Origin of the sequence: Pseudoalteromonas sp. NFXS39 (assembly GCF_040148775.1) — a bacterium.
GTDB lineage: Bacteria > Pseudomonadota > Gammaproteobacteria > Enterobacterales > Alteromonadaceae > Pseudoalteromonas > Pseudoalteromonas apostichopi.
Window position 1 is genome coordinate 25433 of the sequence record NZ_JAGDEC010000009.1, and the last position, 24458, is coordinate 49890.

Consider the following 24458-nt stretch of genomic DNA (forward strand, 5'->3'; position numbering starts at 1 on the left):
AACAGGTAAAAAACATGACGAAATACCTTTTATCTACTACTTTTAACTTTAGCGTTCTTGTTCATGGAGTGAATATGGTGAAGTCAAATAGACACATTCTCGTAGTAGATGACTCTAAAGCCATCTTGATTGTTATGCATGCCATTTTAAATGAGCTTGAGGTTCCGCATATAACAACCTGTCTAAGTGCCGAAGAAGCATTAGAAAAGGTGAAAAAAGCCCCTCACTTTTTTGATGCTATTTTTACTGATCTCAACATGCCAGACATGGATGGTATGGAGCTTATTCGTCATTTAGGCTCTATGAAGTACCATGGAGCAATTGCTATTATTTCGGAAATGGATCCTAAAGTTATTGACCTTGCTGCTGATCTGGCACGTAAGCATAACGCCCACTTAATTGGTAATGTCACTAAACCGGTACAGCTAAATCAGGTTTATTTACTACTGCAAAAACTTGAGCACTTTGCTATTCATGTTGAGCGCACCAAAACCCCTATTTCTGAGTCACTGTTACTACACGCTATCAGCCATAATGAAATTATTCCGTTTTATCAGCCTAAGATTAATCGCCATGATAATCGGGTCGAAAGTATTGAGGTACTTGCCCGTATAAATACTAGCCAAGAAGAGGAAATAATCTTACCGGATCGTTTCATTTGCATAGCTGAAGACCTAGATTTAATAAACCTCATCACATTTCAATTATTTGAAAAGGCGACTAACGACTTTGCAGAAATCAAAGAGCAGTTTGATCCTAACTTAAAATTGGCGTTTAACTTATCACCCTCACAGCTCGAGGACTTAAGTTGCCCAGATAAACTCGCTTTAATACTTCACCTTAACAATTTAACACCAAGTGAAGTAATTTTAGAAATTACCGAACAGTATGCGCTCCGTAGTACTGCTCAACTTGAAACACTCAACCGCCTGAGAATGCGCGGTTTTGGTATTTCACTTGATGACTTTGGCACAGGATTTACTAATGTTCAGCAGCTAAAAACGCTGCCATTTACCGAAATAAAGATCGATCGTACCCTGATTAGCAATATTGAAACCGACCAGTTTTCCCAAGTGATTGTTAGTAGTTTGGTGAATATAGCAATTCAAGAAGACCTTGCCATTGTTGCTGAAGGCATTGAGCGTGTGGAAGAGCTTGAGTACCTTGACCGCTACAAAGAGTTTATTTTAATGCAGGGCTTTTTACTGTGCCGCCCGAAGGCCAAAGAAGATTTTTTAAATTGGTCACTCTCATGGCGGCAAATGGTAAAGACGGCAGCAGGACACCGCCGTTAAGGATTACGCTTATCGTCACTAACGATGGTATTACTCGATGCTAAACGTTGTCGCCAGCGCTGTTTGGCGACTTTTTGCATATTAGCTGATTGATCATGCTCATCAACAATTTCAAGTCCCATTAATGCTTCAATTAAATCTTCAAGAGTAACAATGCCTTGTACATCACCGTACTCATCTACCACTAAACAAATGTGAGTACGCTCTGACAGTAAAGTCTCGAGTAATGTAGGCACATGCAAGGTTTCTGGTACCGTGTAAATAGGCTTAACGAGCTTGCTAATTTTATAGTCTTCACCTAAGCGATGATAAGCCAGCATGATGTCATTTTTATGCACGAAGCCAATAATATCGTCACCATTTTTGTCATACACCAATACCCTTGAAAACGAAGACGAACCATGTTCCGACAAGTATTGGTTTACAGTTAAATCTTTATGCACTTTAAAAAGCACCGTACGTGGCGTCATTAAGGTATCGAGTTTGGCATGACGAAAATGCAGCAGGCTGCGAATGATTTCAGATTCATCTTGCCCAAGCGCTCCTGACTCAGAGCCAATATCAGCCATTGCTTCAATCTCTTGGCGGATGTAATAAGCTTCATCGTAATTACGCCCCAAAAAGCGCGTTAAGATATCTGCAAACCACACAAAAGGTTTTAAAATAAATACCAACCAAATGAGGCTCACACTAACAATGGGGGTTAATCCTCGCCAATAATTAGCGCCTAATGTTTTAGGAATAATTTCAGAAAGCACCAGTACTAATAACGTCATAATTGCGGAGGCAACGCCAACTGCTGCATCTGAAAACACCACTGCAGCTTGTGCGCCAACGCCAGCGGCGCCTGCCGTGTGCGCTATGGTATTTAACGTCAGTATTGCTGCTAAAGGTTGGTCTATATTATCTTTAAGCTTACCAACACGTTTTGCCAGTTGCGGTTGTTGCTTTCTGAGCATGGCAACATAACTTGGTGTAATACTTAACAGTACCGCCTCCATCACTGAGCACAAAAACGAAACCGCAATGGCAACAAACATATAAACAAGTAACAATGTCACTGTAAGCCCTCTTAAAAAGTTAACCTGCTCACCATAGCAATTGAAAACCACAAGCTCAAACCCGACTGCAATCTAACGCAGAGCACTTTTTGGGTAATTTGCAGCGTGCTATATTGGTTTAAATTACCTTCAACAGGCGAAACTATGACACTTTCAACTACTTGGCTAAGCCAATCAGCCAAGCTAAAAACAACATTTAGTGCATTAGCGCTATGTGCATTAAGCAATACTGCAATGGCCGCTGCCATTGATAAATCAGCGGTGCAATTTATTGGTCCTCTTGGCGAAGATATGCAACTTAAGCCATATCAAACGGACCATCGTGATGCCATTATTGCCAACCTATTACCTAGCTTACAGAAAAGCAGCAATAGCATTCGTGTATTTGGTAATGAGCTTGACTGGCAATCATTCGACAAAATTAGTGCGCTAACACTTGGTGGTTTACAAGCCCTTAAATTTACCGCCTCAGCTGAGCGCTTTAGCCAAGGCTCATTAACGCTTAAAGGCATTGAAAACGCACAGCTATTTATTGATGGTGAAAAGCAAACAGAAAAGAATAAAAGCTATGAGCTAGCTTTAAGCCAAGGCGATCATCAGTTTGTTATCATTACTGAACAAGTTGCCAACTGGAATGAGGTTGAGCTTGATTTTACAGCTAAGTCTGAACTAGATGCTGTGCAATTTAGCGCTAAACAACAACACGGTTTGTCTGCTAAGCAATTATTCGATGCGCCAACGGTAAGTTATATTTCAATGGCGCCAAATGGCGATTACTTCATTACTAGCCAACGTCATTACGAAGATGCAACCGCTAATCAAGCGCAATATGTTACTGAGCTTAAAGACGCCAAAAACAACACCCTTTATCGTTTTGAGTCAGCCCAACCGAGTAACATTACTTGGAGCCCAGATAGTAAAACTTTAGTGTATCTATTAAATGGCGAGCTTAAACGTTTAAACCTAAAAACCATGCAACTTAACGTGATTGCTAAAAACCTTGCTGGTGCAAATGGTTTTCAGTTTTTTGATAACAACAGCTTAATTTTTAGTTGGTCAAAATCTCCAACAGATAATGGTAAGCTCACTAAACATTATCAAGGCCTGCAAGACCGTTGGTCTTATGCTCGTACTACATCGCAAGTATATTTACTCGATATCGCTACAGGTCTAAGCAAAATCTTAAGCCAAGGCCCGCTTAGCCATTCACTTGAAGATTTTGATGCTAAAAACGGCCACGTTTTAATGAGCCGCTCAGCACAAGCAATGCAGCTATCACCACAACCCGCAACTGAACTTGTTGAGTTAGACCTAACTACATCGGCCCTCACAGTACTTGGTCAATACAATACCTTTAATCAGGCTAAATATACTGATGACGGTATTTATGTCACTGCCGGCCCTGATTTTAATAATGGCTTAGGTCGTAATCTTCCTGAAGGAATGCTTGCTAATAACTATGACGGTCAACTTTATCTACTGAGCCGTGACGGTAAAAAAGCCAGCGCTCTAAGTAAAGAGTTTAACCCAGCTATCGGCCAGTTAAATGTGCTTGATAATGGTGATGCACTAATTAAAGTTACCGAGCGAGACACTGTGCAGCTTTATCAATTCGACTTGAGTAAAAAACGTTTTAATAAAGTGAATACGGGCTTTGATGTTGTTGAGCAAGTTAGCTATTCACACGAACGCACCCCGCGGATCTTGGTTACCGGCACCACAGCGTCAACACCTCAGCAGTTAAAACAACTACACTTAGGTAAGAATCGCGCTAAAGTATTGTGGGACTCTAAGCCAATTGGCTATGAAGATACTCAAGTAGCCTCACTGGAAGAGTTTAACTTTACTAATAAAGATGGCATTGAAATTAAAGGCCGTGTTTATCTGCCCCATGATTTAGATAGCAATAAACAATACCCTGCACTGGTTTATTACTATGGCGGTACATCGCCTGTAACACGTGGTTTTACGGGTCGTTACCCATTTAACTTATGGGCTGAGCATGGCTATGTTGTTTACGTTGTACAACCTACTGGTGCAACAGGTTTTGGCCAAGAGTTTTCAGCTAAACACGTAAACGCATGGGGTGAGTACACAGCCAACGACATCATTGACGGCACAAAAGCCTTTTTAGATAAATATAGCTTCGTAGATAGTAAACGTGTGGGTAATCTAGGTGCATCTTACGGTGGCTTTATGACCATGTTATTAGCAACCAAAACGGATATGTTCAGTGCATCGATTGCCCATGCGGGGATTTCAAATATCACCTCGTATTGGGGCCAAGGTTGGTGGGGTTACTTATACTCAGCTGAGGCATCTAAAAATAGCTACCCTTGGAACAATCCTACACTTTATAGCCAACATAGCCCTGTGTTTCATGCTGACAAAGTAACAACGCCGTTATTACTACTTCACGGTGACTCAGATACCAATGTACCTGTTGGTGAAAGTCACAATATGTACACGGCATTAAAATTATTGGGTAAGGATGTTGAGCTGATTGAGTACAAGGGTGCTGATCACCAAATATTTGCTCGCGATAAGCGCTTTGATTGGTGGAATACGATGTTGGCTTATTTTGATAAAAACTTAAAAGATCAGCCACAATGGTGGCAATATCTTTATCCTGAAAAGTAGTTTAGTTATTTAACTGGGCACTCGTTGAGTGCTCAGTTTTCCCTCTATTTAAAAAACGCTAAGCTATTAAATTGTAAGAAATAGTTACAAACTTCGCCATGACACTTCTCAGCCTTTGCCATACAGTGCTAACATAACAACAAATCAAGTGTGAAATTAAAGCGAATGACTATTCAAGTTTTATTGGTTGAAGACGACGAATTACTCGTTAAACGCATTCTTAATCATTTTAAAGAAACTGAGTTTAATATTGAGGTAGATTCAACGGGTGCAGATGCACTAAGCATTGTGCAATCACGTGCTTCGTCTAAAGAAGCAATTTCTCTAGCAGTTATCGATATTGTATTACCAAAGCGCGATGGGCTGCTTCTTGCCAAAGAACTTAACGCCTTAACTGATATTGGTGTTATTGTACTGTCTAGTCGTGACTCGCAAGCTGACCGTATTGCCGGACTTGCACAAGGTGCCGATGACTACATTTGCAAGCCAGTTGACTTACTAGAACTTGAACTAAGAATGCGCGCCCTTTTTAAACGTATAAAAGGCTCACAGCATGATGATGAAAGTGAAGAATTTATAGAATATTCCGACTTTAAACTGCACCCAGATAACCGCACATTGATCACTCCTAATGGTGAAGAGTCTCGTCTTACAGAGGCAGAGCACAAGGTACTTATTTGTCTTATTGCAAATGCTGGTAAGGCCACATCACGTGAAAAAATTTCCGAAGAAATTGGTCAACCTGACTGGAGCCCAAGCGATCGTACCGTTGATGTACTTATTGGCCGCTTACGTAAAAAGTTAAGCGATGAAAAAGACCAAAAACGTATCGTTACCGTTCGCGGCAAAGGCTACATGCTGTCTATTTAACAAGCTTGCTAATACTGCGTTAGTTGGCTAATTAACCGTTCAAAGGCGCGATAATTCAGCGCCTCTTTTAATTCGTTTAAGGTAATTGAAGGCTGCGCTTTTAAGTCGCTAATGGTACGCGCAACTTTAATAACACGATGATACGAGCGGGGTGATAAGGCCAGTTTTTCACTGGCTTTTGCTAAAAAGTGTAGCTCAGCAGTTGCAAGCGTACAATGTATGCTCATTTCTTTATTATTCAATCGCGCATTCACTTTACCTTGTCGATTAAGCTGAATTGTATAGGCTCTTTCGACTCTGGCTCTCACCTGTTCACTACTCTCTTCCACTTGCGTGCTCTGTAATTGGCTACTGGTAAGTCGCGGCAGCTCAATTTGTAAATCAATCCTATCGATAAATGGCCCAGACACCCGAGATAAGTACCGCAGAACTTGATCTGGTGTTGCACGTTTATCGGTATGACTTCCTGTGGGGCTAGGGTTTAATGCGGCGATTAGCTGGAATTGCGATGGAAATTCCATTTGTCGTGCCGCTCGCGATATAGTCACCACGCCCGTTTCCATTGGTTCACGCAGTGAATCGAGCACTTTTCTTTCGAATTCGGGCAGCTCGTCTAAAAACAGTACGCCATTATGAGCAAGGGAGATTTCACCCGGCTTAGGGTTCGAAGAACCACCGACTAGGGCAACTGCAGAGCAAGTATGATGAGGGTTTCTGAAGGGGCGTTCACGCCAATTAGATAAATCAACCGATTGACCAATAATAGAATATAACGCGGCAGTACTAATTGCTTCATCATCGGACATAGTTGGCATAATCGTTGGCATGCGCTGGGCAAGCATTGATTTACCAGTACCTGGAGGACCAAGAAACAGCAAATTATGGCCACCAGCGGCAGCAATTTCGAGCACTCTTTTTGCGCCAGGCTGGCCTTTCACATCGCTTAAATCGAGTAGTGAATCACGCTGCGACTGCTGTTCTGGATAGCTAATATTAAGTGGTAAAGGTTGCTGATTTAATAAGTCATTCCAGACATCTTGTAAGGAGTAAACGGCTTTTCGAGAAACGCCCGACACTAGGCTTGCGAGGTTATCGTTTTCCGCGGGTAAGAAACAACAGCGGCCCAGCTCTTTTGCTCCCAATACCGATGGTAAAATAGCGTTAACCCCTCTTACTTCACCATTTAAAGCCAACTCTCCGTAAAACTCATATCGATGTATATCAGGGCAGTTTATTTGCCCAGAGGCGACTAAAATACCCACAGCAATAGCCAGATCAAAACGACCACCCTCTTTAGGCAAATCGGCAGGCGCAAGGTTGACGGTTATACGTTGGTCAGGAAAACCAAACTGTGAGTTTTCGAGAGCACTACGCACTCTGTCTTTCGACTCTTTGACTGATGCCTCTGGCAAGCCAACGATATGAAAAGCTGGCAAGCCATTTCCTAGGTGTACTTCAACAATTACTTCAGGGGCTTGCACACCTACTTGTGCACGTGAAAATATTCTAGCTAAAGACACAATCCATGATGTCCCTATCATTAATCCTTAATACTAAGCTTAGTCGGGATATTTAAAAACGTGAAGTGTAAGTTGCCACTTCATTGCCGCTAAACGAAGCGATAAGGTCATTAGCATTGCTAAAATCATGGCTACTTCGGTTACTAAACCAAGCGAGATACTTAATGTATAAACGATGCCACCAGCAATACAAGCAATAGCATAGAGCTCACCTTTTAACAGCATCGGCATATTTCCAGCAAGCACATCACGGATAACGCCACCAAAACAGGCTGTTATTACACCCATAATAATCGCCGTAGTGTCTGGCATACCTGCAAGCATGGCTTTTTGTGTGCCCATCACCGCAAAAAATGCCAAACCAAATGCATCTGCAACTTGCAGCGCATTAAGTGAAATCGAGCGCTGCTTATTGATTAAACGAGTGGTGACAAATACAGACAATAAAATAGCCCAAAAGTAGCTTTGATCATGCAGCCAAAATACAGGAACATCTAAAATAACGTCGCGTACTGTACCACCGCCAATAGCAGTGACTGTGGCTAACACAACAACCCCAAAGCCATCCATTTTTTTGTTGTACGCCAGTAGCGTTCCTGAGACAGCAAACACGGCTACGCCGAATAAATCAAACCAATGGTAAAGTTCAGTCATGTTTGTAACTAAAGAGTATTGTTAGTGTCGTTGTAACATAAACTTTTCAACCTTTTAAGCAAAGTTGTAATAAAAATAGGCTCTGAAAATTGATCATTATGTAATGCTAGCAGCTTAACGCCACTATTTAAGTACCAATAAATAACTGCGATTCGTTATCGAGTGCCGAAGAATAGATACTGTGGATACAGTAAACTCATAACCATCAAACGGTTTAAACCTGCCTGTGATTAAAACCACATGAGGCCTTGAAGAACTTGCAGAATATCAAAAATGACACTTTGCGATAGACCATCATCATTATTGAAAATTTGAGATGCAGGCCAAGCTGAAGGTAAAACATATGCGGTAAAAAGATATACTCCAATTCACGATAGCCAAGCTATCTCTATCAAAAAGCAATTCTCTCGATCTGCTTAAAACTTATAGCTTTCAGCTAGCCTCTCCCATACCTGTCATCAAATCGCTCGATATCGCATTCATCAAGTATTGCACCAGTTTGCACTTCAATAACGATCAGTGGCGTGCTTTGTTGATTAGCAAGACTATGCAATTGCTTAGCGGCAATATAACAAGATTGATCGGCTGTTAATTCAAATTCTTCATCGCCAACTCGTACACTTGCGACACCAGATACTACAACCCAATGCTCTGCACGATGCTGATGGCGTTGAGTTGAGAGCTTTGCGCCACTGTTGACGATTATTTTCTTTACCTTAAAACCAGTACTTTCAATTAAAGTTCGATAGTTTCCCCAAGGTCTAAATACGGCTTGATGGTGAGTCAATTTATCACTATCAACTACAGCAAGCTGTTTAAGTAAATCAGGAAGCTTATCGAGCGAGCTTTTGTCTGCCACTAAGGTGGCATCATGAGTATGTATAATTGCTTTATTACTGACGCCGAGCGCCGCAATGGTGTGATCAGCTTCACTTATAAGTAGATTATTTTCACTATCTAAACTCACTCCTTGCGAGCCCAGATAGTTACCATGATGGTCTTTTTCAGCGATTCTCGATAATGCTGAAAAGCTGCCAACATCACTCCAAGTTAAATCAACAGGAATAACTGCAACGTTAGCACTACGCTCCAAAATAGCATAATCAATAGAATCACTTGGACATGCTGTTAGCGCATCCGCAACAGGCCTTTGAAACCCTAAGTCTTCAGTAAAGCTAGCCGCTTTTGCGACACTTTGTGCAATCTTTGGCGCAAAGCGATTAAGCTCGTTTAAATACACTTCTGGCAAAAATAAGAACATGCCGCTATTCCAGCCATACTCACCACTGGCAAGGTATTTTTTAGCTAATTGCAGGGCTGGTTTTTCTTTGAATTCAGCCACCTTAAAACAACCTTCATGGGCTAATGGCTCGCCTTGGCGAATATAACCATAGCCGGTATGTGGCTCAGTGGGAGTAATAGCAAAGGTTACTAATTGTTGTTGCTGACAAAGCGCTATCGCATTATCTAAGCAGGCAATAAGCTTATCAAAATCACTGATATGGTGATCAGCAGGCATGACTAGTAAGGGATCGGTTAGACCATTTTGCAATGCAAATTCAGCGGCCAAGGCAATCGCTGGCGCGGTATTTTTACCTTCAGGTTCAAGCAATAAAGTATAGCTATCTGTGATTTCTGCAACTTGCGCTTTAGCGATAAAGCGATGCTCTTCATTGCACACTAAAATTGCCGCATTAAATCGTGAGTCAGCCACTCGTAAAAGCGTGCTCTGTAACAGTGATTTTTCGCTAAGTAAAGATAAAAACTGCTTAGGCATCGCTTTACGCGACAAAGGCCATAAACGAGAACCTATGCCACCAGCAAGAATAACGGGGGTGATTTTGCGACTCATGATTGCTTATAGTAAATAATCCAACCATGAGTTTAACAAATTTTTGAGTATGCGGCTTCGAGCAATTACAGTAACTGAAATTGATCAGCATCTAAGTGAGCAGGAAACGCTCTTCGAAAGTCATCAAGCGGTGATTTTTCTAAGCGCTGAATAATGATGCCCGATTGGTCATCTTCAAGCTTCGCCAAGGTGTCGCCTTTAAAATCATAAACGGCAGTACCACCACTGTGGGCAACATTATTACCATCAGCACCAATGCGATTCACACCCACGACATAACAAAGGTTTTCCATTGCGCGTGCTTTTAGAAGAGTATCCCAGACATGGCGACGAGCTGCTGGCCAATTCGCTACGTTGATCATCACATCGTAGTCGTTGCAATTACGCTGAAATACAGGAAAGCGTAAGTCGTAACACACTTGCGGTAAAATGCGAAAGTCATTAATCGTAAATATCTCACGCTGCTTACCCGCTACAACAAAATTGCCTTCGTTACCTAAGCAAAATAAATGACGTTTGTCGTAATACTTTACTTCGCCATTTGGCCAAACCCAATAAAAGCGATTGGCCTTTTTCTCGTCTTGTGCGACTAACACAGAGCCAGCAACTACAGCATTCTTTTGCTTAGCTGTGGCTTTTAACCAACGAAGTACCTCGCCTTGCTCAGGCTCACTGCAATCTAGATTAATCGCAAAACCAGTGGCAAATGTTTCTGGCAAGACAATTAAATCAACCTGCTCGCTAAAACTGTTAAGCTGCTCTGTAAAGTGCGCAAGGTTAGCGCTTTTATCAAGCCAATGTAGTGAAGACTGCACTAAAGCTAAGGTTAAAGTTGACATAAAATCTCCGCGGCACGTTTTAATGTGTCATCATTTTTAGCAAAACATAAACGAATCACTTTATCGCTGCTAGCACTGTTATAAAACACACTGAGTGGTACAGCTGCAACACCCGCTTGCTCAACCAGCCATTGGCAAAACTCAACATCATCAAGATCAGACACCTCACTATAATCAAGTAGTAAAAAGTAGGTACCTTCACTTGGTAAAATTTTAAAGCGGCTTTGCGCTAACGCTTCACTGAGCAAGTCGCGTTTTTGTTGGTAAAAACAACTTAGTTCATCAACATGTTCTGGCTCTAACTCGAGCATATCGGCTAGTGCATGCTGGGCAGGCGTAAAGCTTGAAAAGGTCACATATTGGTGAATTTTACGAAACTCTACCATTAACTGGGCAGGTGCAACACAATAACCCATCTTCCAACCAGTGCTATGAAAAGTTTTACCAAAGCTTGAGATCACAAAACTGCGTGCAAATAACTGAGGGTCGGTCAGCGCGCTTAAATGCAAAGCGCCATCAAAGGTAATGTGCTCATACACTTCATCGCTAATTACATATAAATCATGCTTAGTAACAAGCGCTTTAAGGGCATTAATATCTTCTGTTTTAAAGATTTTACCGCTTGGGTTATGTGGCGTGTTGATGATGATGACACGTGTTTTTTCTGTAATGACATCGGATACGGCTTGCCAATCGATTTTGTAGTCTGGCGCACGCAAGGCAACGTGAACTGAGCGACCGCCAGCAAGTTCAATTGCTGGTTGGTACGAGTCATAAGCGGGGTCAAACACCACAACTTCATCACCCTCTTTAACAAGCGCTTGAATTGCTACAAATAATGCTTCTGTTGCCCCTGAAGTGACAGTGACTTGTTGCTCGTAGTTTATGTTGTTATGGTATTTTCTAGCAATCAGAGCAGCTATTTGCTGTTGTAGCTTTGTAACCCCACTTGAAGGCGCATATTGATTAACCCCTTCAAGTACATAGTGATTGAGTTGTTTTTTTAACAAATCAGGTGCATCAAACTCAGGAAAACCCTGAGATAGATTAATAGCTTGGTACTGATTTGCCAGAGCTGTCATTTGACTAAAAATACTAGTGCCTAAATTCGGCAATTTACTTTCAAACACAGAGGTTCCTTAAAGATGGTTTTGCGCCCAAAGCGATGCTATCATTGCTTAAAACAGATGTATAGCCGTCTAAATAACTTTTAGAATGTCGAGGAATATATGCATAACAATACCGCTATTTCAGAACTAATTGAAGCTGGTAAATGGGTAAGCCAACGTGGCTGGGTCCCTGCTACTGGTGGTAACTTTTCAGCCCGCACTGCAAGCGGTTATGTTGTCACGGCAAGTGGCTTCGATAAAGGTCAACTCGGCACTCATGCATTTATCGAATTTGATCATGAAGGCAATCGCACCAAAGGCTCTGGTAATCCATCAGCAGAAACTGAGCTACATCTAAATATGTATAAGCTAATCCCATCTGCTAAATTTGTTTTGCACACTCATTCTGTCGCAGCAACCGTGCTATCTCGTGTTATTAAGGGCCATACTATCAACTTAAATGGCTACGAAATGCAAAAGTCTCTAAGTGGTGTTAAATCGCATTTAGATACGCTAAGTATTCCAATTTTTGATAATGACCAAGACATCGACCGTTTAAGCTTACTTGTTAGTGATCATCACCTTCACACCCCTATTGAGCATGCTGTATTGATTCGTGGCCATGGTTTATATGTAGTAGGTCGAAATATCAAAGAAGTACTTCGTCATTTAGAAGGCTTAGAGTTCCTATTTAGCTGTGAACTTGAGCGCTTAAAACTAGAAGGTATTCAAGCCGGAGTTCAGCCATGATCAAAGCGATTTTAACCGATATTGAAGGCACGATTACCCGAATCTCATTTGTTAAGGACGTATTATTTCCATACGCGGCTGGGCAGTTACCTGAGTTTGTAAAGTCACATCAAACAGACCCAGAAGTAGCAGCCCAAATTGAGGCTGTTAAAGCACATATAGAACAACCTGATGCCGATATCGAGACGGTAATTAAGCATTTAATTCATTGGATTGAAACAGATCAAAAAATTACCCCACTCAAGCAATTACAAGGCTTAATTTGGCAAACAGGCTACGAAAATGGCGATTTTACTGGCCACCTTTACCCAGATGCTTATGACTTTTTACAAGCCCAAAAACAGGCTGGCAAAAGTTTATATGTCTACTCATCAGGCTCTGTGAAAGCCCAGCACCTGATTTTTGAGTTCTCTGATTATGGTGATGTGAGACCTTTGTTCAGTGATTACTTCGACACTAAAGTCGGTGCAAAACAACAACAAAGCTCTTATGAGAATATTATTGCTGAACTGCCTTTTGACGCTGAAGAGGTGCTATTTTTAAGCGATGTGGTAGCAGAGCTTGATGCTGCAAAAGCGGCAGGTCTGCGAACGCTTCACCTTATTCGAGATGGCCAAGAAGCAAGTGATATCCACCCATATATTAACGATTTCACAGCATTCAGCGCGGAGCTTTTAGTATGAGTCAATTAACTATTTTTAATGATACAAACGCAGATAACATACTGTTTCATAGTGAAGATTTAAGCGCTATTGCTAGAGAGCTTAATGCAGTTGGCGTTCGCTTTGAGCAGTGGCAAGCAACTGCAAAGATTGATCAGGATACCAGTCATGACGCTATTTTAAGTGCCTATGCTAACGATATAGAGCGTCTTAAAGCAGAGGGTGGTTATCAAACAGTCGATGTTATTTCACTTGCCAAAGGTAACCCCAATGCCAGCGAGTTACGCAGCAAATTTTTGTTTGAACATACTCATAGCGAAGATGAAGTACGTTTCTTTGTAAAAGGCCAAGGTTTATTTTGCTTACACTTAGGCGATAAGGTGTATCAAGTGCTTTGCCAACAAGGGGACTTAATTTCAGTACCAGAACTCACACCACATTGGTTTGATATGGGCAGCGACCCTGAATTCACAGCAATTCGCTTATTCAATAATACCGAAGGTTGGGTCGCTAAAAGCACTGAGTCAACCATTGCGACCAACTTCCCACTGCTGGATTAACATGGAAAAGCTATTTTCGTACGGTACCTTGCAGTACCGACAAGTTCAATTGGATACCTTCGGGCGCTTGCTCGAAGGTATTCCTGCGACATTATCAGGGTATATCATTGGCGAGGTCGAGATCACCGACGAAGCAGTTCTTAAAAGTAGTGGCCAGCGTTTTCACCCCGCTTTAATCAAAACGGGCAAACAAAGTGATACGGTTAATGGCACAATTTATTTAATCACTGAACAAGAGCTTGCTCAGGCAGATGCTTACGAAGTTGACGATTATCAGCGCATTGAAGAAACATTTCAGTGTAGCAACCAAGCTTGGTTATATGTTGCCAAAAAGAGCCTTTAATTTACAAAATTAAAACAAAAAAACCCAAATACAGAACAAAAGCTGTTATTATTCTCCCTCATCAAGATCATTACTAATTATTAGTTAAAGGACTAAACATGGGGTCGGCATTTTCACCCTTACGCGATACTGTTATTTATGTGGGTGAGTGGCAATTTAACACACAGCAGCAAACCATCAGCGATGGCACTCATACGCGCGAACTAGAACCTTTACTTTATAAACTATTATGCTTTTTCATTACCCATAATGATCGCATTATTACTCGCCAAGAATTAGTTGAGAACATTTGGCAACAAAGCTTTGTTGATGACAATGCCATCAACCGTGCAATCTCAGAGCTAAGAAAAGTACTCAAGTCAGAAAAGCAACCTGGGCAAACCATTAAAACCCATTACCGCAAAGGTTACAGTTTATTTATTGAAGTTAAGTCTCTTGATCACGCTGTGAGTACAGAACAGCTAAAAACAGAAAATGTAATAACAGTAGATAAAGACGCTGAGACTCAAGTTAATACAGCCAACATTAGTCCACAAAAAGATCATACTTCACGCTGGCCGTGGCCTTTTGCAGCCTTAGTATTGAGTTTATTGCTTGCTGCTATTTGGTTGTTCTTACAACAGCCTAAAGCCACTACTGAAGAGCAAAGCGAAGTACCTCATTTAGACCTGCAAGCAGAAACTATTTCATGGCATAAAGGCACACACTATCAGTTATTACTAAACCAAAGCAAAACGAAACTTGCCTATGTGCTGCAAAATGATAATAAGCATCTTTTTGTTGTCGACTTAGCGACTAAAAAAGAGTATCAAATCGCATCAGGGGAGCTATTTTTACAGGGGTGGTCTGAAGATGGGGAACGTCTATTTTATGGTTCATGTGAGGGTGGTGATTACAACAATTGTATCACTTGGCAAGCAAGTAACCTGTTATCTAATGAAGCCGTAATAAAGCCACGAACTAATCAACCTTTACTAAACCAAACCCCAAGCGAGTACATTGAAGTCGGCAATGTGGCAATAACAAGGCGTAATAATTACCGCGGCTTAACTCACCTGTATGCCCTTTATGCACAAGACTTAAAAACGGGTGAAGAAATTCGTATTACCTCACCAAATATTACTGGGACCGGCGACTTTCTATTAACAACCCTTCAAAACCCTAGTCGTATCATTTTCGAGCGCCACAATGTGAGTCAAGCAGAAATCTATATGGCTAATTTAGACGGCAGTTCACTAAAACTTTTAACGACGAACGATTACCGAGCTTGGGCTGCAACTTATGATCAGCAAACTAACTCTCTTGTTTGGTATAACCGCGGCAAATTGACGATTGAATCATTTTCGTTTGATACCATGAGCCGCGGGCAACCTATTAAAGCCCCTGTAAAACGAGCTAATTACGCTTACCCTCTTAATAAACATAGCGTGCTAATTAGCACAGATATACACGACAGTGATGCCGCTATTTTTGACTTAAAATCAAAACAAATGAGCTATATAGCGACGGTCAATAAGCATGAGGATGACTTGGTCGCATTGACTAATAATGATGTCTACTTCGCTGATTTTGAGTACTATAAACGCCAACACTGGCTGAGAAAAGACAACCAATATATCAATATAACCGACAAACTTGGCGAAGCTACTACCGTTATTACTGCAAATAGCGATAGCAGTAAGCTTGTTAGTTTTAATAAAGCCAATCAGCAACTCAGCTTACTAAATGCCCATGACTTTTCAGAAATTAAGCACTGGACATTACCTGGGAACAGCAAACTGGCAGCGGTCAGAGGTAATAAAATTGCAGTAATTTATACTGAGCTTAGCAGTCAGCAAAACCAAATAATGATTTTACACACCAACAGCGATCAAATTGTCAAAAGCACCATAGACACCCCATTGGCAATTGCTTGGTATGACGATACTCAACTAATCGTACATTCTAAGTACGGTAAATATCTGCTTTTAGATAGTGACAGCAATACCTATAGTGAACTGACGACCCCAGATAAACTAATCGAGCTGAAGCCTTCAATTATCTCTATGGCAAGCAACCAACACAGCTTGTATATCGCCACGGAAACTGAAGTATATAGCATTAAATTAGCAAACCTGCAGGATGTCGAATTAGCTCTGCAAATGCAGCGTTTGCACTTTATTTCCCATATCAATGCAAATAATGACAAGCTCGCAATTTCATTCATAACTGCAAATAGTCAAAATAGTATTGAGCTCTATACAGAAAAAAGTGCAGAATAATTTACTCTTTTAACTGCTTTAGAATACCTTGCTCGATATCGGATTGGTTATAAACGCCGGTATCGAGCACCCACCCCGTGACTAAGTTAGCCGGTGTTACATCAAAGGCTGGGTTATAAACCTGTGCATTAGTCGGTGCCCACATTGCTTCACCAAAACTACCACTAACACCGCGCACTTCATTTACACTGCGCTGCTCAATTTCAATGTCATTACCACATATCGTTTGCGTATCAAGTGTCGTGAGTGGCGCTACAACATAAAATGGAATGTTATGGAAATGCGCTAACACAGCGAGGTTATAAGTGCCTACCTTATTGGCAAAATCTCCGTTTGCAGCAATACGATCTGCGCCCACAAATATCTTATCGACTTTGCCCGCAGCCATTAAACTGGCCGCCATGTTATCGCAAATCAAGGTGTAAGGAATTTGCCAACGCTCGAGCTCAAAAGCAGTTAAACGACCGCCTTGCAGTAACGGTCGTGTTTCATCAACCCAAACATGAATATCACCATAGCGTTGCTGCGCTTTATAAATCACCCCTAATGCAGTGCCAACACCCGCAGTCGCTAACGCACCTGTATTACAATGGGTTAAAATGTTGTCGCCTTTATCAACCAAGGCAGCACCACGTTCAGCCATACTATCGCAAAGGGCAATATCTTCTTTAAATAACTGCTCAGCTGTAGAGACAACAGCAGCAACAAAATCAGTCTCTGTTAGCGCTTCACGTAACTTGGCCATACAGTGCATAAGGTTTACTGCTGTGGGGCGTGTTGCTTCAAGTTCATCAATGGCAGTAGAAAGTGCTGATTGACTCATGCCCTGCTCAGCTAAATGTGCAACCAATAAGCTAGCACCTAAGCCGATTAAAGGTGCGCCCCGGATTTTCAAAGTCAGAATCAAATCTTTCATCGTTTCAACATCGTTACATACATGCCAATGCTGTTGATGTGGCAACAAATACTGATCAAGCACGGTTAGCGTACCTTGCTGATATTTAATACTGCTCGCGATGAGATCTTGCATACAAAATCCAGATAACTAATTTAGATGAGTCGTTATTTTACATCAGTTTTGAGAACTAACAAGTTAGATGTATGGACATCTAAACGGTTACAGGTATAGAATGCTTAAAGTTAATTGTATTACGAGATTAAGCCATGGCTAAATATACTGCCTTCACTGCAGAGCATGCTGTTGATTACATTAAAGAACTTATTGAAAGTAAGCTAATTTCAGTATTCACTAATGATGCAAAGCTTAGTGCATACGAATTTGGCGACGGAAACTTAAACTTAGTTTTTCGTGTTGCTGATCAGCACAACAATAGTGTAATTTTAAAACAAGCACTTCCTTACGCCCGTTGTGTAGGTGAGTCATGGCCGTTATCTTTGGACCGCGCACGCATTGAAGCCGAAGTATTGATTAATCATGGTCAGTTATGTCCAGAGCATACCGTGGCGATATTGCATCATAATGTAGAACTGGCTTTAACTGTATTAGAAGATTTAGGTGAGTTACAAATTTTACGTGGCGCACAAATCAACGCAGAGCAATTTCCATTATTGGCAAGTCATGTTGCGCTCTATTTAAGCCGAACAGGCTTTTATAACTCAGACTTTTACTTATCTGCTGAAGATAAAAAAGCCAAAGTCAGTCAATTTATTAATCCTGATTTATGTAAGATCACAGAAGACTTATTCTTTACTGATCCGTACATTGAGCATGAGCGCAATAATTTCCCAGCTGAGCTTAATGAGCACGTCGAAAGTATTCGTAATAATGATGCTTTAAAACTAGCAGCAGCAAAATTAAAAGCTAAATTCTTATCTTGCCCACAAACTTTATTACATGGTGATATGCATAGCGGCAGTATTTTTGTTGATAGCAATACCACCAAAATGATCGATCCAGAGTTCGGCTTTTTTGGTCCTGTTGGTTTTGATATCGGCTCATTTATGGGTAATTTGTTACTAAATTACTGCGCCCAAAACGCGCGTATCGCTGAGCAAGCAAAGCGCCGCCAATACCAAACCCATTTATTAACTTGCTTACAAGACTGTTATAGCCAATTTGAACAACATTGGCTAAACCTTGCAAGTAACGAAGCAACTGATATTAGCTTTGCAAACCGGGCTTTTAGCGAAGATTACTTACAACAAGTACTGCGAGATGCGATTGGCTACTGTGGCGCAGAACTTATTCGCCGTACTATTGGTTTAGCTCATGTTGCTGATATCGATGGTATTGAAGATGGAGAGGCTCGTTTAGCTGTACAACAGCAAACACTTGTACTCGGCGAGCAACTGATGCTCAATGCCACAAGCTGTAATAATAAAGACGAGTTCTTTTCTTTGTTAATCAGTTTATTAAACTAATAGTCAAAAATTTAAAAAGGCGCTCAATGCGCCTTTTAATTATTCAACCCAACTAGATTATTTATTGTAGTGCTCATACATTTTATCGAGCGGTTCTGATAAGCCATTTTCTTGTACCACCCGCACATGCTGACGAGCCAGCTCTCTGGCACTTGATACGCCACACGAATGGGCTATAAGCCCTGCGCCGTAATGAATGTACTTATTATAGTTAGCAACACGCTGGGCTTTATCTGTTACATCCAAGCCTCGTTGTAAGCGTTCATTATGCGTAGTAATGCCGGTTGGGCAGGTATCTTTATTACATTGCAATGCTTGAATACAACCAAGCGAAAACATGTGACCACGAGCTGAAACAATAAAGTCAGCGCCCAATGCCAATGCCCAAGCAACTTTAGATGGTACAATCAACTTACCCGAGGCAATCACTTTCACTCGCTCTCTAAGCCCATGTTTCTTCAATAAATCAACAACCAAAGGTAAGCTTTCTCGCAGGGGCAACCCCACAGAATCCATCAAAGGCTGAGGGGCAGCGCCCGTACCACCATCGGCACTATCTATTGTGATAAAATCTGGGGCTGATTCAATGCCACGGTTATTAATTTCACTAAACAAGGTTTCCAGCCAGGTATACTCGCCAATCACCGCTTTGAAACCTGTGGGTTTGCCCGTGGTATTGCGCACCATGGCGACCATATCAAGTAGGTCAGCTGGTGATTTAATCTCAGGATGACCATTTGGACTAATTGAGTCTTGCCCTTCAGGAATCCCCCGAATTTTTGCGATTTCTGCAGTCACTTTACGTCCCGGCAACATACCTCCCTTACCGGGTTTTGCGCCTTGACTCATTTTAATTTCAAACATCTTAACTTGTTCATGTTCTGCAATCGCTTTAAGCTTTTCTACACTTAACTTACCTTGCTCATCACGCACACCATATTTGGCTGTACCAATCTGAAACACGATATCAGCACCACCTTCAAGATGATAAGAGCTTAGCCCGCCTTCACCTGTGTTCATCCAACAGCCAGCTAATTTAGCACCTCGAGATAGTGCTCGAACAGCCGGCTTAGATAGAGCACCAAAGCTCATGCCTGAAATATTAAATAATGCATTTGTGGTATAGGGTTTAGGACAATAAGGTCCTAAAGTGACTTCACTAGGATCGAGCGCCTCTTCATCTAAGGTAGGAAACGCGCAATTCATAAACATTACGGTTCCTGTCGCTTCAAGACTCTGAGTTGAACCAAAGGCCGTCGTACGGTCAACATTCTTCGCAGCACGATACACCCAACTCCGCTCTGCACGGTTAAAGGGTAATTCTTCTCTATCCATAGCAAAGAAGTACTGACGGAAAAATTCCCCCTGGCGTTCAAAAAAGTAACGAAAGCGGCCAATCACAGGGTAGTTACGGCGAATAGCATGTTTAGATTGCGTTACATCACTAATGTAAAAACACACAATCACTAGCAAAACGATGCCTAATGCAAAAATAAATAAACTGGCAAATACATCGATACTAAAAATTATAAAATCACTCATCCAAGGCCCCTTTGTGAAATGACATCTATCAAATCATATAAGTTGTTTATATTAGGTGCAATAAACAAAAAAGGCGTGATTTAAATCACGCCTTTTCGTTTCTTTTATGCCGCTATGCTGCTCGTTTGGCTAACTCAGCTTTAATATAAAGTTGAATTTGCTCTTCAAGTACTGACATTGGCACTGAGCCATGACGTAATATTTGATGATGAAATTCGCGAATATCGAAATCTTGACCAAGCGCTTGCTCAGCTTCGTGGCGTAAACGTTTAATTGTTAACTCACCAATTTTGTATGACAATGCTTGTGCAGGCCATGAAATATAACGGTCGGTTTCGGTCTTCACATTATGCAATGAAAGCGCGGTATTTTCGCTCATAAACCTCATCGCACGCTCGCGGCTCCAGCCATACATATGCATACCTGTATCAACCACTAAACGAGCTGCACGCCACATTTCATAGGTCAAACGACCAAAGTCACTGTATGGGTCTTGATAAAAACCCGCTTCGATACCTAAAAACTCTGAATATAAGCCCCAACCCTCACCAAATGCCGATAAATAAGCATTACGGCGATAACTTGGCAGTGACTCAAGCTCCGCATTAAGTGAGATTTGCAAGTGGTGCCCCGGAACAGCTTCGTGCAAAGTTAATGCTTCAAGAACATACAATGGACGCTTGTCTAACGCATAGGTATTAACCCAATAATAACCCGCTTGGTCATCGCGACGAGAACCTGAGTAACGGCCAGTTGTATATTTAGGCGCAATACTCGCTGGCACTGGCGCAACACCATAAGGCATTCTTGGTAAGGTGTGGAATAACTTAGGTAATTGAGCATCCATTTTCTTAGCGATGTAAGAGGCTTCTTTTAGCAGTTCTTTTGGTGTTTTTGCGTAAAATTGCGGATCAGTACGTAAAAAGTGGACAAAATCAGCAAATGAGCCTTCAAAACCTACTTTCTTAATAATTTTTTCCATTTCGGCACGAATCCGTGCCACTTCTTGTAAACCCAGCTCGTGGATTTCTTTTGGCGTCATATCTGTGGTGGTATAGTATTTAGCACGGTTTTCGTAAAACGCTTTACCGTTTGGCGTACTAGAAATACCAATGTCTGTTCGTGCACCTGGCTGATATTCATTATTAAAGAAAGTTAAGTAACCTTGATAAGCCGGAATAACCTGCTCTTTAATGATAGTTTGCGCTTGCTTTTGCAATGCTGCAAATTCGCTGTCACTAATACCTGCGGTATTTTTTAAAAATGGTTTGTAGAATTCAGACTCTGTTGCATCATCAACAATATACGCAGTAATTGAGTCTTGATACCCCTCTAAAACAGCCTTAGGTTGAGTCAGCCCCACCTCAAGACCCTTGCGCATCCAACCAATATTTTGCGAAAAATAGCGAGGAATTTGCTGTAATTTAGCAAGATATAGTTGGTAATCTTGTTCTTTTGTGTAGTCAGAGCTTGAAATCATAAATGATAAGCCAGAATGAAACCCATACTCAGACGTTAGTGGCATATAATGCGTGTTAAACACATATTCATCGACACTATTTTGCACTTGACCACGTAAAATAGTTAGGTTGATGCGGTTTTCTTCAGATAATTTATCACGGTCTATAGCATCTAAATCGGCGAGTAACGCTGTATTTTTCTTATATTTTTGCTCTAGAAACTCTGCTGATAGGTTTTCTAATAAATAACCATCTACGCCATTTTCTTTACCATATGGACTGATACTTTGACGGTAATTAACAATATTTTCGGCTACTTGAGTAAATTGCTGATCAGCATCAATATTTGTTACCTGGCAAGCGCTTAAAGTACAAGCTAAAGCAACCGCAATAACAGAACGGTTTAAAGTTCGCGACAGTGTTTGTTTCATAGCATTCTTTTTAGTTTTAATCAGTATTGCTAAAGTAGCGCAGCACTGACTAAAACCCAAGCAAATGCGACCAAGCTCAGTTTAAATGCGCTCAAATTAGCATCACTGGGGAAGCATCAATGTGCAAGCTTTAAGCAATTTTTAATTACACTTGTTAAAGTTGTTGAGAAAATCAGCTAATAGACACAAACAGAACAAATTTAAGTTCCAAAATTAGCTATTTTGCTTTTAAATAGGCTGATTACAGATTACTGTAGACTCAGTATTTATGCTTGGAAGCAAATACACTTTACGGAAGAGATGATTAATTGGTTGATATGCGTATTTAGTGGTATTGAAAAATGATGTTCCATGATCCCATGGCTATTGCTCAAGAAAAAATGACAAAGGTATGTATCTTTTTAGAACACCATGCATTACCGCCGTCACCACTTAACTACCAAGTTGTTTACACCTACGTCAGCCAATCTAACCCCAAACTTAATGCCACAATTGACCGCGCCATTGCACAAAGAAAAGCCATTGATTGTGTCTATGTAGAACAGCTGTATTTCGATTTTATAGAACAAGGTCATAAAATGAAAACCGCCATTGTTCGCAACGTTGACTCAGTCATTAACACCCTTTCGCGTAATGCTAGCAATAACGAGCAAAATATTGTGCGCTTTGCTGATCAAGTTAGTGACTGTGTGCATTCAATCGATGAAAACAATATTGAACAAACGCGTCACGCATTAAAAATGCTCAGTAAGCAATCTGAAGTACTGCTCAACCAGCATCGCCAATTTAAGCAAGAAATAGCAAAAGCCAAATCAATACAAGAAAAAACCCAAAAACAGCTCACTCAATTACGCAAGCAACACATTACCGACCAACAAACTGGCTTATACAAGCGCCATTACTTAAATCAACAAACCCAACTCTGGGTCGGCCAAAATAAAGCGGTTTGTGCTATCTCTATTCACATAGAAAACTTAAATCATTTTATTGAAAACTATGGTGATGTAATTGGTGAAGTCATTTTAAGTAAAGTCGCGAAGCAAGTGCAAAAATACGTACAAGAAAGTGGTTTGCCAGGGCGCACAAGTAAGGATGAATTTACCATCTTACTTGCTGACATAGAGCCTGAAACTGCCAACTTAATAGCTGAAAAAGTACGAAATGGCGTCGAAAAGCTACGCTTTGTAAGCTCAAAAAATGGCACCAAACTACCTGCTATCACCCTAGCCCTTGGTATCGCCAAGCATGAAGGCGATGGTGACTTTAATAGTTTAGCCCGTAAAGCTTCTTTAGCAGCTGCTAAAGCCAAGTCGCTTGGACAAAGTAGTTTTATTGCCGGTCAATAAAGTTTAACACTGCGCTAAGTCATGAAAAGCCACGCTAATCTGATGATTTAGTTATAATCAAATTGCACCCCACAGCCACAATCAAGTACACTAGTCTTTATTGCCACGATAGAGATTAATCATGAACGAGAATCAAGAAAAGACCACGCATTTTGGCTATAAAACCGTTGCTGAAAACGACAAAGCATCAATGGTTGCAGATGTATTCCACTCAGTCGCTGCAAAGTATGACGTAATGAATGATCTTATGTCGTTCGGTATTCATCGTTTATGGAAACGCCAAACTATTGCAAGTTCAGGTGTTCGTAAAGGTCACTATGTATTAGACCTTGCGGGCGGTACTGGTGATTTAACCGCTAAATTTAGTCAATTAGTTGGTGAAACGGGTCAGGTTATCTTAGGCGATATTAACTCTTCAATGCTGAAAGTTGGCCGCGAGAAACTTCGTAACCTTGGTCGTGTTGGCAATATTGAATATGTACAAATGAATGCAGAAGCATTGCCATTTCCTGATAACAGCTTTGACTTGATCACTATCGCATTTGGTCTTCGTAACGTTACCGATAAAGATAAAGCACTACGCTCAATGTATCGTATTCTGAAGCCTGGCGGTCGCTTATTAGTACTTGAATTCTCTAAACCAGAACAAGAAATACTGAGCAAAGCCTATGACTTCTATTCATTTAATATCTTACCTAAAATGGGCGAGCTAGTAGCGAATGATGGCGAGTCTTATCAATACCTTGCGGAATCTATCCGAATGCATCCAGATCAAGAAACGTTAAAAAGCATGATGGAAGATGCAGGTTTTGAACAAACTAATTATCAAAATCTTACTGGCGGTATTGTTGCCCTCCATCGTGGTTTTAAATACTAAAAAC

General features: G+C 41.1%; 20 protein-coding genes. 11 read left to right on the plus strand and 9 right to left on the minus strand.

All coding sequences use genetic code 11. The features are described 5' to 3' along the window. Nucleotides 1-74 precede the first annotated feature (74 nt). Nucleotides 75-1295: an EAL domain-containing response regulator gene (locus J3455_RS16105; RefSeq protein ID WP_130050268.1), complete on the plus strand. Its 1221-nt coding sequence runs from the start codon at nt 75-77 to the stop codon at nt 1293-1295. Here the strand turns inward: J3455_RS16105 and J3455_RS16110 are convergent. Then, the gene (locus tag J3455_RS16110; RefSeq protein WP_130050267.1) at nt 1292-2356 is read right to left on the minus strand and encodes a hemolysin family protein; all 1065 of its coding nucleotides are present in this window, start codon (nt 2354-2356) and stop codon (nt 1292-1294) included. The two genes, J3455_RS16105 and J3455_RS16110, sit on opposite strands and share 4 nt — an antisense overlap. A 144-nt stretch (nt 2357-2500) precedes the next feature. On the opposite strand from J3455_RS16110, the gene J3455_RS16115 reads away from it, so the two are divergent. Continuing rightward, nucleotides 2501-4996 carry an alpha/beta hydrolase family protein gene (locus J3455_RS16115; protein ID WP_239977043.1) on the plus strand — a complete coding sequence of 832 codons (2496 nt, stop codon included), beginning with the start codon at nt 2501-2503 and terminating at the stop codon, nt 4994-4996. 165 nt (nt 4997-5161) lie between these two features. Further along, nucleotides 5162-5866 (plus strand): response regulator transcription factor, encoded by a 705-nt coding sequence (locus tag J3455_RS16120; RefSeq protein WP_130050265.1) that lies wholly within the window; start codon nt 5162-5164, stop codon nt 5864-5866. Nucleotides 5867-5874: 8 nt separating this feature from the next. Here J3455_RS16120 and J3455_RS16125 read toward each other — a convergent pair whose 3' ends face one another. The 5 genes from J3455_RS16125 to J3455_RS16145 form a co-directional block, all read right to left on the minus strand. Beyond that, the gene (locus tag J3455_RS16125) at nt 5875-7386 is read right to left on the minus strand and encodes a YifB family Mg chelatase-like AAA ATPase (protein ID WP_130052228.1); all 1512 of its coding nucleotides are present in this window, start codon (nt 7384-7386) and stop codon (nt 5875-5877) included. Between the two features lie 39 nt (nt 7387-7425). Further along, nucleotides 7426-8040 carry a trimeric intracellular cation channel family protein gene (locus J3455_RS16130; protein WP_054563935.1) on the minus strand — a complete coding sequence of 205 codons (615 nt, stop codon included), beginning with the start codon at nt 8038-8040 and terminating at the stop codon, nt 7426-7428. Between the two features lie 436 nt (nt 8041-8476). Continuing rightward, a complete protein-coding gene (locus J3455_RS16135; protein ID WP_349562033.1) occupies nt 8477-9892 on the minus strand; it encodes a mannose-1-phosphate guanylyltransferase/mannose-6-phosphate isomerase in 1416 nt (471 codons plus the stop codon). Between the two features lie 65 nt (nt 9893-9957). Then, on the minus strand, nt 9958-10731 hold the full coding sequence (locus J3455_RS16140; RefSeq protein ID WP_349562034.1) for an amidohydrolase: 774 nt from the start codon (nt 10729-10731) through the stop codon (nt 9958-9960). Further along, nucleotides 10719-11861, minus strand: a complete 1143-nt coding sequence (locus J3455_RS16145) for a methionine aminotransferase (RefSeq protein ID WP_349562035.1) — start codon at nt 11859-11861, stop codon at nt 10719-10721. The genes J3455_RS16140 and J3455_RS16145 overlap by 13 nt, the downstream gene beginning before the upstream one ends. A 99-nt stretch (nt 11862-11960) precedes the next feature. On the opposite strand from J3455_RS16145, the gene J3455_RS16150 reads away from it, so the two are divergent. From J3455_RS16150 to J3455_RS16170, 5 genes are all read left to right on the plus strand, one after another. After that, nucleotides 11961-12590: a methylthioribulose 1-phosphate dehydratase gene (locus J3455_RS16150; protein WP_130050261.1), complete on the plus strand. Its 630-nt coding sequence runs from the start codon at nt 11961-11963 to the stop codon at nt 12588-12590. Further along, nucleotides 12587-13273 carry an acireductone synthase gene (gene mtnC, locus J3455_RS16155; RefSeq protein ID WP_294090573.1) on the plus strand — a complete coding sequence of 229 codons (687 nt, stop codon included), beginning with the start codon at nt 12587-12589 and terminating at the stop codon, nt 13271-13273. Before J3455_RS16150 ends, mtnC begins: the two co-directional genes overlap by 4 nt. After that, nucleotides 13270-13812 carry a 1,2-dihydroxy-3-keto-5-methylthiopentene dioxygenase gene (locus J3455_RS16160; RefSeq protein ID WP_286260096.1) on the plus strand — a complete coding sequence of 181 codons (543 nt, stop codon included), beginning with the start codon at nt 13270-13272 and terminating at the stop codon, nt 13810-13812. The genes mtnC and J3455_RS16160 overlap by 4 nt, the downstream gene beginning before the upstream one ends. 1 nt (nt 13813) lies before the next feature. Then, entirely contained in the window at nt 13814-14155 is a 342-nt protein-coding gene (locus J3455_RS16165) for a gamma-glutamylcyclotransferase family protein (protein ID WP_130050258.1), read from the plus strand. A 98-nt stretch (nt 14156-14253) separates the two neighbouring features. Then, the gene (locus tag J3455_RS16170) at nt 14254-16416 is read left to right on the plus strand and encodes a winged helix-turn-helix domain-containing protein (protein ID WP_349562036.1); all 2163 of its coding nucleotides are present in this window, start codon (nt 14254-14256) and stop codon (nt 16414-16416) included. 1 nt (nt 16417) lies between these two features. On the opposite strand, the gene mtnA is transcribed toward J3455_RS16170, so the two are convergent. Then, nucleotides 16418-17446: an S-methyl-5-thioribose-1-phosphate isomerase gene (mtnA, locus tag J3455_RS16175; RefSeq protein ID WP_349562037.1), complete on the minus strand. Its 1029-nt coding sequence runs from the start codon at nt 17444-17446 to the stop codon at nt 16418-16420. Between the two features lie 134 nt (nt 17447-17580). Here mtnA and mtnK point away from each other — a divergent pair, with 134 nt between their 5' ends. Then, nucleotides 17581-18798 carry an S-methyl-5-thioribose kinase gene (mtnK, locus tag J3455_RS16180; protein WP_349562038.1) on the plus strand — a complete coding sequence of 406 codons (1218 nt, stop codon included), beginning with the start codon at nt 17581-17583 and terminating at the stop codon, nt 18796-18798. 57 nt (nt 18799-18855) lie between these two features. Here the strand turns inward: mtnK and J3455_RS16185 are convergent, their stop codons facing one another. Then, on the minus strand, nt 18856-20340 hold the full coding sequence (locus J3455_RS16185) for an FMN-binding glutamate synthase family protein (protein ID WP_256855039.1): 1485 nt from the start codon (nt 20338-20340) through the stop codon (nt 18856-18858). 112 nt (nt 20341-20452) lie between these two features. After that, the gene (locus tag J3455_RS16190; protein WP_349562039.1) at nt 20453-22231 is read right to left on the minus strand and encodes a DUF885 domain-containing protein; all 1779 of its coding nucleotides are present in this window, start codon (nt 22229-22231) and stop codon (nt 20453-20455) included. A 359-nt stretch (nt 22232-22590) separates the two neighbouring features. Between J3455_RS16190 and J3455_RS16195 the strand changes: the two genes are divergently transcribed. Further along, nucleotides 22591-23577 (plus strand): GGDEF domain-containing protein, encoded by a 987-nt coding sequence (locus tag J3455_RS16195; RefSeq protein WP_349562079.1) that lies wholly within the window; start codon nt 22591-22593, stop codon nt 23575-23577. 121 nt (nt 23578-23698) lie between these two features. Beyond that, nucleotides 23699-24454: a bifunctional demethylmenaquinone methyltransferase/2-methoxy-6-polyprenyl-1,4-benzoquinol methylase UbiE gene (gene ubiE / locus J3455_RS16200; protein ID WP_130050252.1), complete on the plus strand. Its 756-nt coding sequence runs from the start codon at nt 23699-23701 to the stop codon at nt 24452-24454. The last annotated feature ends 4 nt before the right edge of the window (nt 24455-24458 follow it).